This is a genomic window from Rhizobium sp. K102 (genome assembly GCF_022385315.1).
Classification (GTDB): domain Bacteria; phylum Pseudomonadota; class Alphaproteobacteria; order Rhizobiales; family Rhizobiaceae; genus Rhizobium; species Rhizobium croatiense.
The window spans coordinates 52,014-65,553 of sequence record NZ_CP092436.1 but is presented as its reverse complement, the minus strand read 5'-3'; the positions used below and the strand labels follow the sequence as shown (position 1 = coordinate 65,553).

The 13,540-nt window shown below is 60.5% G+C and carries 12 protein-coding genes and 1 pseudogene; 5 read left to right on the top strand and 8 right to left on the bottom strand.

Going from position 1 to position 13,540, the window contains the following annotated elements; translation table 11 throughout:
* Positions 1-9: 9 nt before the first annotated feature.
* The 6 genes from MHI61_RS06320 to MHI61_RS06295 all read right to left on the bottom strand — a co-directional run bounded on the left by MHI61_RS06320 (position 10) and on the right by MHI61_RS06295 (position 6,848).
* Positions 10-795 (bottom strand): maleylpyruvate isomerase N-terminal domain-containing protein, encoded by a 786-nt coding sequence (locus tag MHI61_RS06320; protein ID WP_239791352.1) that lies wholly within the window; start codon positions 793-795, stop codon positions 10-12.
* Positions 792-1,895: a cupin domain-containing protein gene (locus MHI61_RS06315; protein WP_239791351.1), complete on the bottom strand. Its 1,104-nt coding sequence runs from the start codon at positions 1,893-1,895 to the stop codon at positions 792-794. Before MHI61_RS06315 ends, MHI61_RS06320 begins: the two co-directional genes overlap by 4 nt.
* Before the next feature lie 23 nt (positions 1,896-1,918).
* A complete protein-coding gene (gene maiA, locus MHI61_RS06310) occupies positions 1,919-2,566 on the bottom strand; it encodes a maleylacetoacetate isomerase (protein ID WP_239791350.1) in 648 nt (215 codons plus the stop codon).
* Between the two features lie 2 nt (positions 2,567-2,568).
* Positions 2,569-3,264, bottom strand: coding sequence for a fumarylacetoacetate hydrolase family protein (locus MHI61_RS06305; protein WP_239791349.1), 696 nt, complete (start codon positions 3,262-3,264; stop codon positions 2,569-2,571).
* Positions 3,265-3,342: 78 nt separating this feature from the next.
* Entirely contained in the window at positions 3,343-4,068 is a 726-nt protein-coding gene (locus tag MHI61_RS06300) for an alpha/beta hydrolase (protein ID WP_239791348.1), read from the bottom strand.
* A gap of 26 nt (positions 4,069-4,094) precedes the next feature.
* Positions 4,095-6,848: a benzoate-CoA ligase family protein gene (locus tag MHI61_RS06295; RefSeq protein ID WP_239792792.1), complete on the bottom strand. Its 2,754-nt coding sequence runs from the start codon at positions 6,846-6,848 to the stop codon at positions 4,095-4,097.
* Between the two features lie 100 nt (positions 6,849-6,948).
* Here MHI61_RS06295 and MHI61_RS06290 point away from each other — a divergent pair, with 100 nt between their 5' ends.
* Both MHI61_RS06290 and MHI61_RS06285 read left to right on the top strand, forming a co-directional pair.
* Entirely contained in the window at positions 6,949-7,344 is a 396-nt protein-coding gene (locus MHI61_RS06290) for an acyl-CoA thioesterase (RefSeq protein ID WP_239791347.1), read from the top strand.
* The gene (locus MHI61_RS06285; protein WP_239791346.1) at positions 7,337-8,137 is read left to right on the top strand and encodes an IclR family transcriptional regulator; all 801 of its coding nucleotides are present in this window, start codon (positions 7,337-7,339) and stop codon (positions 8,135-8,137) included. The genes MHI61_RS06290 and MHI61_RS06285 overlap by 8 nt, the downstream gene beginning before the upstream one ends.
* 989 nt (positions 8,138-9,126) lie before the next feature.
* Here MHI61_RS06285 and MHI61_RS06280 read toward each other — a convergent pair.
* A complete protein-coding gene (locus tag MHI61_RS06280; protein WP_239791345.1) occupies positions 9,127-10,041 on the bottom strand; it encodes a LysR family transcriptional regulator in 915 nt (304 codons plus the stop codon).
* A 139-nt stretch (positions 10,042-10,180) separates the two neighbouring features.
* Here MHI61_RS06280 and MHI61_RS06275 point away from each other — a divergent pair, with 139 nt between their 5' ends.
* The 3 genes and pseudogenes from MHI61_RS06275 to MHI61_RS06265 all read left to right on the top strand — a co-directional run bounded on the left by MHI61_RS06275 (position 10,181) and on the right by MHI61_RS06265 (position 12,338).
* Positions 10,181-11,254 (top strand): tartrate dehydrogenase, encoded by a 1,074-nt coding sequence (locus tag MHI61_RS06275; protein ID WP_239791344.1) that lies wholly within the window; start codon positions 10,181-10,183, stop codon positions 11,252-11,254.
* Positions 11,255-11,459: 205 nt separating this feature from the next.
* Positions 11,460-11,576 (top strand): annotated as a pseudogene (locus tag MHI61_RS06270) (winged helix-turn-helix transcriptional regulator); the annotation flags it as partial.
* Between the two features lie 195 nt (positions 11,577-11,771).
* Entirely contained in the window at positions 11,772-12,338 is a 567-nt protein-coding gene (locus tag MHI61_RS06265; protein ID WP_239791343.1) for an Lrp/AsnC family transcriptional regulator, read from the top strand.
* Between the two features lie 199 nt (positions 12,339-12,537).
* On the opposite strand, the gene MHI61_RS06260 is transcribed toward MHI61_RS06265, so the two are convergent.
* Positions 12,538-13,374, bottom strand: a complete 837-nt coding sequence (locus MHI61_RS06260) for a GNAT family N-acetyltransferase (RefSeq protein ID WP_239791342.1) — start codon at positions 13,372-13,374, stop codon at positions 12,538-12,540.
* Between the last annotated feature and the right edge of the window lie 166 nt (positions 13,375-13,540).

Below are 13,540 nucleotides of genomic sequence, written 5' to 3'. Positions count from 1 at the left end.
GAAACTATCCTAGGCCGGTCCGATGGCGGGACGCGGCGCGAGGGCAGGCAAGGCACCACCTTCGGCGCTTAGTTTGCCTACGCCCTTTCCACTGAGCCAACCCACGAGGTCGCGGGCAGTCCCTCTGACGATTATTGCTGGCGCCTGGCCCATGATCAGTGGGGCGGCCCGATCGGTCGCGACCAGCGCGAACCTCCCGGTCGGAAGCCGTCGCGAGGCCTGGTCGAGGATCAGGAAATCGACGAAACCCGCCGGCATATCCGCAAACCGGCCGCCAGAATTCAGATCGATGGCAAGAAGCCAGAGCTTGCGAGCCCGCGTCAGTGGCGTATCGCGCAGATGGGTCTTTCGTCCTGTGGTGTCGGCCACCGAGCGGCCCCAATCTTCATTGCTCAGATCGCGCCATTCGACATTGAGATGAACCGCAGAATGGTCGAAGAGATAACGCAATGCCCGCGAGGGCTGGGTGATGCCGAATTCGAGATCGTCGGCGGCAACGTCGAGATTGCGCGGAAAAGGTCCGGCCACGCCGGCCCTTCCCCAAGCCACGAATTCGCTCAGCAGACGCGCATGGTAACCGGCATAAGCGACAAGCCGCCGCCGGCTGAACCCTTCCACGGCGCTAGGTTCATCAAGAGCGTGATCGGAGAGATCGTTGAGCAAGCGGGCAAAATAGGCCGTGCCGAGTCGAGCCCAGTCCAGCGCTTGCGAGGGCGCGAGCGCTGCGTCATGGCGCGCGCCCCTGCCCTGCCTTTCGCGCAATGCGATCCGGGCCTCCTCCAGCGTCTGGCTCATGTTTCGGCCATTTCGACATGGCTACGCATGAAATTGAGTCGCTCCATGATCGGCGCATCGGAAAAGCGGAACAGGTCGAATTGCGTTTCGGCTTGAAGCGACCAGGGAATCCAGGACGGGATCACAAAAATATCTCCGATATCCAGCTTATGCGTAACTCCGCCAATCACGGCCGCGCCCTTACCGTCGAAGACCTGGAACACGGTCGAGCCCACCTCGCGGCGCGGCGGCGTGTCGGTGCCCACCCGCAAGCGGTGGAATTCGCAGCGGATGGTCGACATGACATCGCCTCCAGTCGTGGGATTGACGTAGCGGATGGCAGCATGACCTTGCTCGACGGTCGCGGGCTGGCCTTCTTCCTCAAGAAGCAGCTGCTCTGTCAGCGCGCGGTCGGTATGTTCCCAGCGATAGGCGCCAATCGGCGAAGCAACCGTATCCCGCAGGCCCGACAGCGGGCGAAGGCCCGGATGGCACCAGAGCCGCTCTCCCCGCGAGAAGCGCGGGGTCGCATAGTCCGTCACCCGGTCGGAACCGAATTCGAAGAAGCCGACATCGTTCTGTTGCGCAAACGGAATATCGAGCCCGTCGATCCAGGCCATCGGCTTGTCGGTATCGTTGTGATGGCCGTGAAAATGCCAACCGGGCGTCAGAAGCAGGTCGCCCCGGCTCATGCGTACGGGATCGCCGTTCACCACCGTCCACACGCCTTCGCCTTCGACCACGAAGCGGAAGGCGTTTTGCGCATGGCGATGCTCAGGCGCCGTCTCACGCGGGCCGAGATACTGGATCGCGGCCCAGAGCGTGGGGCTGACATAAGCATGTCCACCAAGGCCCGGATTGGCAAGGCCGATGGCCCGCCGTTCGCCGCCACGGCCCACAGGCACCAGGTCCCCCGATGTCTGGGCGAGCGGCAGCAGATCGGCCCATTTCCACACATGCGGGACAGCCTTGGGCTTCGGATGGCGCGGCATCAGATCGCCGAGCTGTGTCCAGAGCGGCATCAGATGCATCGCCTCGAAGCCCTCATACAGCGCGCGCAATTCCGGCGTATCATCAGGCTGCATCGCATTGGCCGGCTTGCCGTGGATCTCATCATGCATGGCATATCCTCCGTTTCACGGTCTCAGGCCGCATCGGGTTGCCGGGGCGGCGCGGCGTTGCTGAACGCCGGTATTGTGTCGAGGCGCGCGAAAATCCGTTGGATGGTCGGCCAGGCCGACGTGGCGATCCCGAAGCGCTGATTGTTCCAGACCTGCGCATAAAGGCAGATGTCGGCGAGGCCCGGCACGTCGCCGTGGCAGAAGGCGCCGGTGCGCGGATGGCGAGCCAGCATCGTCTCAAGCGCGTCGAACGTCGTCGCCACCCAATGGGTGAACCATTCCTTCTGGCCATCCTCGCTCGCGCCGAAGTGGTCGGCGATATAGCCGAGCACGCGAAGATTGTTCAGCGGGTGGATTTCGCAGGCGATCATATAGGCAAGCGCACGCACCCGTGCCCGCCCATCCGGATCGGTGGGGAGCAACGCGGGCGTGGGATGCGTCTCCTCCAGCCATTCGATGATGGCGAGCGATTGCGTCAGAAAGCTTCCGTCTTCCCGCTCCAGAACCGGCACGAGACCCTGGGGGTTCATCGCCAGATATTCGGGCTTTCGCGTATCGCCACGGCGCAAAACATAGGGGACATAATCATAGGCCAACCCCTTGAGATTGAGCGCTGCGCGGAGCCGCGTCGATGTCGAGGAGCGGAAGAAATTGTGGAGGTTGAGGACCATTTTCAGTCCCTCGGCCCGATCGTGGTGGAAATCTCGCCCAGACCCTTGATGCTCACGGTGCAAACATCACCCGGCACCAGCGGACCGACCCCGGCTGGCGTTCCCGTCATGATGAGATCGCCGGGCGCAAGTGCGATCGACTGCGAGAGATAGGAAATGACTTCCGGAACCGACCATATCAGTTCGGCCAGATCCGCATCCTGCTTGACCACGCCATTGACCGCAAGCCGGATCGACCCCTTCGCGGGATGCCCCGTCTCGGATACCGCATGCACCGGGCCGATAATGGCGGAGCGGTCGAACGCCTTGCCGAAATCCCAGGGCCGGCCCACGTCACGCGCGGCCAATTGTAGGTCGCGCCGCGTCAGATCATTGCCGACAGCATAGCCCCAGATGTGATCGAGCGCGTCCGCCTCCGCTATGGTGCATCCACCCTTGCCGATCGCCACGACCAGTTCGGCCTCGTAGTGGAAATTCTCGGTCTGGGGCGGATAGGCCACGGTTTCACCGGAATCGACCACGGCATCCGCCGGCTTGCTGAAGAAGAATGGCGGCTCCCGGTCAGGGTCCTTGCCCATTTCGCGCGCATGTGCCGCATAATTGCGGCCGACGCAGAATATCCTGCGTACCGGAAATCTAGCATCCGATCCGGCGACGGCGACGGTGGGGGTGGCAGGAGCGGGTAGGACCAGGGTCATCTATCTTTCCTTGTTGGTTGTAGTTCTGGCTGCGCGGTGATCCGCGGAGCGTTTGGGCTTTCGCCTAAGTTTGCGGCTTCAATCCCGCCCGGCTTCCATGATCTTCTCGCCGAGCAGCGCGGGCGCCGTTACATGCGTCGAATGACTGCCGGGCATGCTGATCAGACGGTAGAGCCCGAGCTTTTCCGAAAGACGCGGATGGAAGGGTAGCGACTGCGGCAGCGACGTATCTTCCGTGCAGTGCAGGAAGGACTTGCCGATCATGAGCTCCGCCGGGTTTTTCGAGAGCCTGATCCTGTCGTTCATCGTGTTGAAGGGCTGGGCGTTGAGGCTGTTGAAGAGCGACCGCGCCTGCTCCTCCGTTCCGTCGTTGATGAAGGTTTCACGCAGGATCGGATAGGGAAACAAAACTTCGCCGGTCTCGCCGGCAAGCTGCGGAAACAGCGCCTGATAATGCGGCGGGCACATATCGATCAGGCTTTCGCCATTGTTGGGCACGAAGGCGCTGAAATAGACGAGACGACGCACACGTCCCGGACCCAACCGGTCGGCTGCCCCGGTGATGGCCATGCCGCCCCAGCTGTGGCCGACCAGAACCGCGTCCTGAATGTCGTTTTCCTCGAAGAACGCCACGAGGGAGTCGATCGCATCGTCCAGTGTCACGGCCTTGCGGTCGTCTCCCGGCCGGTTGCCCTTCAGCGTCGGGCAGTGGACGGTATGCCCGGCTGCGCGAATGGGCGCGGCGCAAGCTTCAAAATGGCTGCCATCATGACATGCGCCATGGACAAGTACATAAGTTCCCATGGTTTCCCCTCCTCTGGTCATGCGCTTCAAAGTCCGATTGCAGTATCTTGCCGCACCGGCATCGCGGCCAGTGCCTGGCGATCGATCTTCCCCGTTCCGGTCTTCGGCAGGTCGGCGACATAATCCACGATGCGCGGATATTTGTAGGGCTGCAGCCGCGTCTTCACATAGGCGCGCAACGCATCCGACTGCACTTCAGTCGCGGCGCGCCCCTCCCTCAGCCTGATTACGGCCCGCAGCGTCATTCGGCGGTCCTCGAGTTGATGGGCCATGACCGCGCATTCATGGACATCGGGATGCTCGTTGAGACAGCGTTCAACCTCAAGCGGCCAGACCCATTGGCCCGAAACCTTGATAAGCTCGTCGGCGCGGCCCTGGAAATAATAGTAACCGTCAACCTCGATGAAGCGGTCGCCGGTATAGATCCAGTCGCCCCGCATCGTCTCCTTCGTCTTGTCGGACCGATTCCAGTAAGACGGAGCGGAAGAATCGCCTCGCACGAACATGACACCTTCCTCTCCGGGCTCCGGCACCCTGCCATCCGGCGTCTCCAGCCGGATTTCGTAACCCGGCACCCGCGCGCCGGCCGAACCGATGCGGTGATCGGAAAGGCTGTTCGAGAGGTAGATGTGAAGCAGTTCGGTCGACCCCAGTCCCTCGGTCGGACCATGGCCAGTCAGACTTTTCCAGGCGTCGTAAATATCCTGCGACAGGATTTCCGCCGCCGACATCGATTGCCGGAGCGAACTCAGATCGCGCGACCCGACATTTTCCGTCCGCGCCAGCGCCGTATAAAGCGTCGGCAATCCGAAGAGCACCGTCGGCCGGTATTTTTCGATCATGTCGAGCACCGCATCGGGCCTCGGCTGGCCCGGCATCAGAAGCGTCGTCGCGCCGATGGAAAACGGGAACGTGAGAGCGTTGCCGAAACCATAGGCAAAGAAGATCTTCGGGACGGAGAAGCAAATGTCATCCTCGGCCAGCTTGAGCGCGTGCTTGCCAAAGGAAGCCTGCGTATAGGCCATGTCATGGTGGAGGTGGACGATCCCCTTGGGCCGCCCCGTCGAACCCGAGGAATACATCCAGAAGGCCATGTCCTCTGGCCCGGTATCGGCGCAATCGAGCGTGTCGGGCTGCCCAGCAAGAAAGTCCGCCGCCGCGATGCGCCCTTCGCCATCCGCCGCGCCATTGACGATCACCACCCGCTCGAGCGTCGTGCCGCGTAGCGCCTCGCCCTCAAAGCGCCTCGCAAGCGCTGCTTCGCACAGCGCGATCTTCGCGCCCGTGTCCTGAAGGAAGAAATTCAGCACATCGGCCGTGGTCTGGGTGTTGAGCAGGACCGGCACGAAGCCAGCGCGGACTGCTCCGAAGAAGGCAGCCGGATAGACAGGCGTGTCGTCGAGGAAGAACGGAATCCGGTCGCCACGCTTAAGCCCAGCGGCGATGAAGGCATTCCCCCAGCGTGCCGCCTCGGTCGCCAACTCGGCATAGGTCAGCGATCCCGCCGGGCCGATCAGCGCAAGCTTGTCCGGATTGCGGAAGAGATTGTCCCAGAGGATTGAAGAACAATTCGGATGGTCCTCCCGCCTGAAGCCAACCTCCGTAGCACCCGCATTATCGTGGCCGACGGGATCGGCGATATTGCCGCCGCCCTTCTCCGCATCGTATCTTGCCATGAAGCCGGGAGCCATCCGGCGCAGCCTGTCCATATCGACACGGCCCGAGCGCATCAGATAGTCGAGCCCGAAATCGACCGGCGACAGATCCATCTTGGCGGCAAAATTCTCATACCATGTGGCGGACGTGTTGGCGGCATCGACGATCTTCCTAGCGATCGGTTGGCGCTCCGCCTGATAGGCAGTCAATGCCTGTTCGACATCGTCGTGAGACGAGAGTGCCCGGACAAGCGCGATGGCATCCTCCATGGCAAGCCGCGTGCCGGAGCCGATGGAGAAGTGGGCGGTATGAGCGGCATCCCCGAGAAGCACGTGACGACCGACTACCCAGTTTTCGCACCAGAGACGAGGAAACTGCCGCCACGTGGACTTATTGGTGATCAGCGGCGCGCCATCAAGAAGATCGGCGAAGATCGACTCGCAGACCCGCGCGCTCTCGGCCTCGTCCATGGCCGCAAAGCCATAGGCCTGGAATGTGGCGTCGTCGCATTCGACAATGAAAGTACTGCGATCAGGCTGGTAGCGGTAGTGATGCGCATTGAACGCACCCCTCTGCATTTTCACGAAAGTCTGGGTCAGGGTGTCGAAAGGCCGTTCCGTGCCGAACCAGGCAAAATGATTGCTGAAATGCTCGATCGTCGGCGCAAAGTCCGCCTGGTTGGACCGCCGCACGAGCGAGTTCAGCCCGTCGGCGCCGATGATCAGGTCGGCCTGCACTTCGTCCAGCGATTCGATCAGATGCGAAAAACGGATTTCGACGCCGAGGGCTTCTGCGCGCTTGCGCAGGACCTCGATCAGTTCCAGCCGCCCGATGGCCGAGAAACCGACGCCATCGAGGACGGCCTGCCCACCGGGAAGGTTCAAGGTCATGTTGCGCCAGCGCTCCATGGCGGGCGTGATGAGATCATGCGTTTCCGGATCATCCGCCCTCAGGAAATCCAGCGCTTGATCGGAAAAGACTACACCGAATCCGAAGGTCGCACCTTTGGGATTCTGTTCCGTCACGCGCAGGCGCAGATGCGGCATGGCACGCCGCAAGAGGATTGCGGTGTAGAGCCCCGCAGGGCCTCCCCCGAGTATCTCCACGCTGGACAGTTGCGACATGTTTCCTCCCAAGTCACTCGACAGTTCCCGGTCCTGATGATAGATATTTTTCCACACAGTGCAACTAGTTTCATATGGTGCAAAATTGAGAGCCACACATGTGCTCGAATATTCGGTGAGTTTTGGCGACTGCGATCCGGCGGGGATCGTTTTCTACCCCCGGACCTACGCTTGGTTTGATCGCGCCTTCCACGACTGGTTGCGTAACTTTGGGGGCCATGGAAAAATCTGCCAAACCCTCGGCGCGGTCGGCATCGGCCTCCTGGAAGCAAAGGCACAGTTCCGCAGGCCTATGCGCGACGGCGACCGGCTTCGCATCGCGCTTTCGATCGAGGAGTGGGGCCGCAAAACCCTGCGGCTCGGCTATGAGATCACGGTAGCAGGCGAGGTCGCGGCTGTGGGCGGCGAGCTCCGGGGCCTGTTCAAGCCGGCGGGCGATGCTATTGTCGCCAGCGAAATAGAGGTACTGCGCAAATTACTGGGTGAAGATGGATAAGGACGACGAAAGCGATCGCCAGTCCGGCGGCATCCAGTCGCTGGACGCGGCGTTGAAGCTCTTGAGCGCGATGGGCGGCTATCTGCGTCCGATGTCGCTGTCGGAACTGGCGCGCGACTGCGGCATGCCACCGAGCAAGGTGCACCGCTATCTGACGTCATTCCTAAACGCGGGCCTGGTCGTCCAGGCTGGCAAGTCCGGCAAATACGATCTCGGTGAAGGCGCGATCGCGCTCGGTCTTGCGGCGCTCGCCCGGCATGACTTCGTCAATCGTGCGTCCGACGCTCTTCCGGAGCTCTGCCTCGAATCCGGCCTGACCGTGCTTCTGTCGGTCTGGGGCACGCATGGTGCGACCGTCGTCCGCTGGGAGCGAGCCGCCACGCCCACGGTCACGTCGATGGGCCTCGGCACCATCCTGCCGCTTCTTAACTCCGCGACCGGACGGGCCTTTCTCACCTGGGCTCCGCCGGCGCCGCTTCAGGCGATCCGCGAAGCGGAACTACGCGCCGCACGCAAGGCATCATCCACCGTGAACAGCCAATTGCGAACGGAGCAGGACATCGAGAGAATGACCGAGACGGTCCGAATGCGTGGATTCTCATCAGTGGAAGGACGCTTCATCCCCGGCCTCGTTGCGATTGCCGCACCCATCCTCGATTGGCAGGGTAGAGCCCAATGCGTGATCACCCTCATAGGCACGGACCCCGCAGTGACGGAGCCGGGTTCCGATGCTGTGCGGAAGCTCATAGGATTCTGCGAGAAGCTATCCTTTTCGCCGATAATCACCGGCTAACGCCGCCCCAAATACGCCTTCCGGGCCGTGACGGCGATCCAGACCCCTGGCGCCGGCACACATCGTCGAAGGCGGTCTGTCGGCAGAACGACTGCTTGCCCAATTGCAGTCTCCAAATGACGGTTATGAAGCAACCCCGCGATACTCCAAGACCTGGGAAGAACCGGCGAACCGTGACGGCAGAAGCCTATATGCTCCTCTATTGCACGCGGCATTTACCACAATATGAAACGGCGGATCGACGTTTCTGCAGATGTGCAGCCATTCTCTCGTTCATCCCGCTGCCTGCACACCATGACCCGCCGGCAGGCGTCACGCCATCGCGCAACTGAAGGCCGTGACGAGCTGAGCTATTCTCGTGTCAGCCACCCCGGGCTCCAGACACACAAAAGCCCCGGCCGCTTTCGCGATCCGGGGCTTCTGATTTATTGGTGTGAAGTTTTAGGCAAATACGACAAAGCCCGCCGGTGGCGGGTGTATGTATGCTGGTTTGGTCTATGCGTATTTGGTTGCGGGTGCCTGAATGCGCGGAGACTTGTAACATCCACCGCTTTGCCGGATAGGAACAGAAGCCTCCGCAAAAATCGCTAAATACGCGGAAATCAACCTGTTGCGGCGATTCTGAGCGAAAAGCATATTTATGGAACCAGCGCAGTTTTTCGGAGCTAGATCGTCGACGACGGCCGGATCGGCAAGCGTCCAGATGTCGCCGAGAGGGCCGAAAACGTCCTCGGCAATCTCGTGCAGGATGCCCCGCATGATCTGGAGCGGATCTTCCGCAGACGGGGGGCAAACTCGGAACAACCCAGCGCCGATAGCGAAGCTCCCGCGTATTCAATAGATTCGGTCGGGAGAACGACCGCCTTGGATCTAAAGGGTCGCCGACTCTCCGGCGCCAAACACCTTCCTCCGGAATCGCATCACGATAGCGTCTGCTTTTCGTCCTACCTTCAAGGCATTAGACAAAGCTAATGTCGACAACAATTCGATCATGCCTGTGCGGAATATCTCGCGAGATTCTGCCTTAGGAGATCAAGCAGAGCATCTCTTTCTGGATCTCGAACTGCTTTCATCCAGGCAGCCGCCAACGGCAGTGTCTGCACCGGCTGACCGGTCCCGTTGTCCACGGGCAGAAAGCGGACGCCAGCTGAAGCAAGCGATGTCGTCCACCTTGGGACGACGGCGAGACCCAACCCGGCCGCGACCATACTGACGATCGTTTGTTTTTCATCAGCGACCTGGGCAATGTGTGGGTGCAGGCCTGCCGCCGCAAACATATTCAGCGTCAAATCATAGCTGTGGGGTCTGGATCGTCTGTCCGGTACGATCAGCGGCGCGTCCGCCAGATCAAGGGTGGAGACGCTCATATTGTCGGCGAGTGCGTGCGCGGCTGGCACTGCCACGACGGGTGTTTCGGAAAACAGATCCTCGACTGCAAGGTTTCGGCTCATTTCAGAGCGCGGCCTGATGAACGCCAGGTCCAGTCCGCCGGCCAAGAGCTTCGGCACAAGCCGAATGGATTTGTCCTCTATCAGTTGGGTTTTGACGTCGGGGGCGATTGCTCGGAAGTCCTGGATCAGCGTGGGGAGGAGGCCGGCGGCCGCGCTGTCGATTGCGCCTATGCGCAAGACATGACTGCGTTGCCGCTGGTTCGCGCGAAACCGTTGTTCAAGCTCATTCAGCCGGGCCAGAAGCGGCCTGACCTCTTCCAAGAGAGCGACCCCGTCCTCGGTCAGCGAGACGCTTCGGGTCGTGCGGTACAGCAACTGGCTCCCGACCGACTCTTCGAGCAAGCGGACGTGGCGTCCAAGCGATGCGGGAAGCAATCCTATCCTTTGAGCCGCCCGGCCGAAATGAAGCTCTTCCGCAACGGCAATGAAGCAGCGCAACTGTTCAAGCTCCATGTGCCATCTCCCATTATATCGATATTTTATATAATTTTTTGATGATTGAGTAAACCGAGCTCCAGGACCTACGCTTTGGTTGAGTGCAGAGAGCCTTTCCTTCCTGCGGTGAATGCAACGGCGCTACTGGAGAAGATTGATGCGTGAATACTCTATTGCAGCCATCCCCGCGGACGGGATAGGCCCCGAGGTCATTGCTGCCGGACGGAGCGTACTCGCAACTCTGGAAGAACGTCTGGGCGACGTGAAATTCACCATCGAAAACTTCGACTGGGGTTCCGACTATTACAAGAAACACGGCGTGATGATGCCCTGCGACGGGCTTGAGCGGTTGAAGAAGTTCGACGCAATCTATTTCGGCGCCGTCGGAGCGCCGGATGTTCCTGACCACATTACCCTCTGGGGGCTCAGGCTGCCGATCTGCCAGGGCTTCGACCAATATGCCAATGTCCGGCCGACCAAGATCCTTCCAGGTATCACCCCTCCGCTACGCAATTGCGGCGTCGGCGATCTCGACTGGGTGATCGTCCGCGAGAATTCCGAAGGCGAGTATTCCGGCAATGGCGGCCGTGCCCATCGCGGCCTGCCGGAGGAAGTTGGAACCGAAGTCGCTATCTTCACGCGCGTCGGCGTCACTCGCATCATGCGCTATGCTTTCAAGCTGGCGCAGGCGCGGCCGCGCAAGTTGCTGACGGTGGTGACCAAATCAAATGCCCAGCGCCACGGCATGGTCATGTGGGACGAGATCGCCGCCGAGGTGGCTGAAGAATTTCCTGACGTCACCTGGGACAAGATGCTGGTCGATGCCATGACCGTCAGGATGACGCTGAGGCCGCAGAGCCTTGATACCATTGTCGCGACCAATCTGCACGCGGACATCCTCTCCGATCTGGCCGGCGCGCTCGCCGGCAGCATCGGAGTTGCCCCCACGGCCAATATCGATCCGCAGCGCCGCTTCCCCTCGATGTTCGAACCGATCCACGGCTCGGCATTCGACATTACCGGCAAAGCCATTGCTAACCCTGTCGCCTCCTTCTGGACTGCGGCCCAGATGTTGGAGCATCTCGGCGAGCAGGAGGCTGCGGCCCGCCTCATGCGCGCTGTCGAGACGGTCACCGGCGCGGGCATCCTCACCCCGGATGTCGGCGGGACGGCCACCACCAAGGAAGTCACGGACGCCGTCTGCGACGCGATCCACTCCTCCAACACCTAAAGGAGGAACGAACCGTGACTTCGGACGATCAGAAGGCGCGAGGGGCATTGCGTCGGGTATTTGACGTTGCCATCGCCAGCCCCGATCCAGCCAAGATCGTCCCGCGGCATCTGCCACTTCTACCACAGGGGCGTCGCATCGTCGTCGACGCTGGAAAGGACGCCGATGACATTCGCGCCATTCTCATTAGCGGAGGCCAAAGGCCATGAAACTCAACCGCACCGACATCAAGATCCTTCATGAACTGCAGAAGAATGGACGCATCACCAATGTCGAGCTCTCCGAACTAGTCAACCTGTCGCCCAGTCCATGTCTTATACGGTCTGTTTCAGCTATAAGTCACAGGATCGGCGACGGCAGCATAAAATGCCGTCCCTGCGATTTGCCGCAGTTGTTCGTTCCTCTCAAAACCTCGAAACGCAATCGACATGTTGATCCAACGTGTTAGTCTGACGGTCCGAGACACGGCGGCACACCATGCTGCGCCTCTTTGCAGCTCGACAGGCGGAGTGACGCGATGAAACTCGACCGGATCGATATAAAGATTTTACATGAGTTGCAGAAGAATGGGCGCGTGACCAACGTAGAACTCGCCGAGCTCGTCAACCTTTCCCCGAGCCCCTGCCTGATGCGAGTGAAAAAGTTGCAGTCGGAAGGTTTTATCGAAGGCTATTCCGCGCAGATCAACGTCGCCAAGCTCGGCCAGACGCTAACGGTTTTCACCGAGATTACCCTGAAGAACCACCGGCAGGTCGACTTCGCCCGTTTCCTGGCGACGGTCGAAAAGGTTGACCAGGTCATTGAATGCCATCTCGTCTCCGGTGGCTATGACTATCTCTTGAAATTCGTTACAGCCGGGATCAGCGAGTATCAGACGATCATGGAGCGACTCTCCGATATGGAGATCGGCATCGACAAATATTTCAGTTTCGTGGTGCTGAAATCGCCCATCGTCAAAGCCCATATGCCGTTAACGAGTTCTGTTTCCTCTGTAGGTTGGCCACGCGCTTTCAATGCCACGGGGGCAGATCCTTGCCGAAATAAGCTCTCCGACCGTTCAGAATGGCGTAGAGCAATCCTCTGACCTCACGGTTGTCGGCTATGTAAACGCGAGCGGAGGTGCTCAGCCTTTCAATGCTGCGCGCACATCGGAACCGGCCAGAGTGTCTTCGAGCCTCTGCGGCTGCGCTCGATGATCGCGATGTCATCGTCGTGCAGCAGAGTGGCGGCGCGCAACCGAGGACACCATTGGCGAAGGCCCGGATGCCCAAGCCACTGCCGGATCACCCGAGCGCCTGGTTGGTGAGAGCAAAGATGGTGGGACCGGAAACTCCAATCGCGATTGGCGGTTTCATCATGGCAATGGCACCGCTCACATGAGGGAGGCCCTGCTCGGAGAGCCATTGGGAAAGGCCGGCCGCGGCAGCGGTGGTATCGACCCTGAGGAACTTGCCGGGCCGCGCGGCAATAAAATAGGAGATGAGTGCCTTGGCGTCGTCGAGGTTCGCGGCGATGACAGGACCGATAACCTCGCCACGGCCAAAAGTGCGAAGGAAGGAGAAACCGGTGACCTTGCCGTCATGGCGTACCACAGCTAATTCACCGGTTTTCGCAAGATATGAAATCAGATCGCTGCGATCAGCTCCGAAAGCCTTTCGATCGAGTTCTTCGATGACAGCGACATCGGTCAGCGTTGCGGCCATCGCGGCCGGTGGCGCGGCTACTCTCACTGCAATGCCCTGGTGCTGCAAAATACGGCCGGTCTCACGGAAACCAAACTTTTCGTAAAGCGGAAGACCTTCAGCCGTCGCCACGAGCCGCAACGACCGCTCACCGGCAATGCCTATTGCGGCCTCCATTAGTCTGCGGCCGAGGCCGCGCCCCCGCATGGCCTCGTCGACAATGACCATATTGATCGTAGCGCAGTCTTCCCGATACCGCGTAACTAGGACGGTGCCGACCACCCGGCCGTCCTCGATGGCGACGACGCCCTCACTTAATGCAAGCGCCATCTGCCAATCCTCGGGGCGATGGGGCCAGCCTGCCTGCCGGGAGAGGTTCACGGCGGCACTCAGATGTTCGGGGCTAAAAGCGGCAATATCGATCTGACTTGTCTGCACGACACTTCCTCGGATTTCTTGTGTAAATTGTGAATGAGTGTGAGTAGGCAAATCGACTAAAGGCTGCACTCTCAGTGATATCTTATCGTTTTCCCCCCATCGTCCGCGGCATCTTATGCTGGCCCCGAATGACCCACGCGTCCGCTATCAGCTTCTTGCTCGGTGC

What these genes read in the sequence shown, in the direction of transcription:
- MHI61_RS06265 (WP_239791343.1), top strand. Translation starts at nt 11,772, where the DNA reads ATGAAACTCGACCGGATCGATATAAAGATTTTACATGAGTTGCAGAAG.
- MHI61_RS06305 (WP_239791349.1), bottom strand. Translation starts at nt 3,264, where the DNA reads ATGACCCTGGTCCTACCCGCTCCTGCCACCCCCACCGTCGCCGTCGCC.
- MHI61_RS06300 (WP_239791348.1), bottom strand. Translation starts at nt 4,068, where the DNA reads ATGGGAACTTATGTACTTGTCCATGGCGCATGTCATGATGGCAGCCAT.
- MHI61_RS06295 (WP_239792792.1), bottom strand. Translation starts at nt 6,848, where the DNA reads ATGTCGCAACTGTCCAGCGTGGAGATACTCGGGGGAGGCCCTGCGGGG.
- MHI61_RS06320 (WP_239791352.1), bottom strand. Translation starts at nt 795, where the DNA reads ATGAGCCAGACGCTGGAGGAGGCCCGGATCGCATTGCGCGAAAGGCAG.
- maiA (WP_239791350.1), bottom strand. Translation starts at nt 2,566, where the DNA reads ATGGTCCTCAACCTCCACAATTTCTTCCGCTCCTCGACATCGACGCGG.
- MHI61_RS06280 (WP_239791345.1), bottom strand. Translation starts at nt 10,041, where the DNA reads ATGGAGCTTGAACAGTTGCGCTGCTTCATTGCCGTTGCGGAAGAGCTT.
- MHI61_RS06275 (WP_239791344.1), top strand. Translation starts at nt 10,181, where the DNA reads ATGCGTGAATACTCTATTGCAGCCATCCCCGCGGACGGGATAGGCCCC.
- MHI61_RS06315 (WP_239791351.1), bottom strand. Translation starts at nt 1,895, where the DNA reads ATGCATGATGAGATCCACGGCAAGCCGGCCAATGCGATGCAGCCTGAT.
- MHI61_RS06285 (WP_239791346.1), top strand. Translation starts at nt 7,337, where the DNA reads ATGGATAAGGACGACGAAAGCGATCGCCAGTCCGGCGGCATCCAGTCG.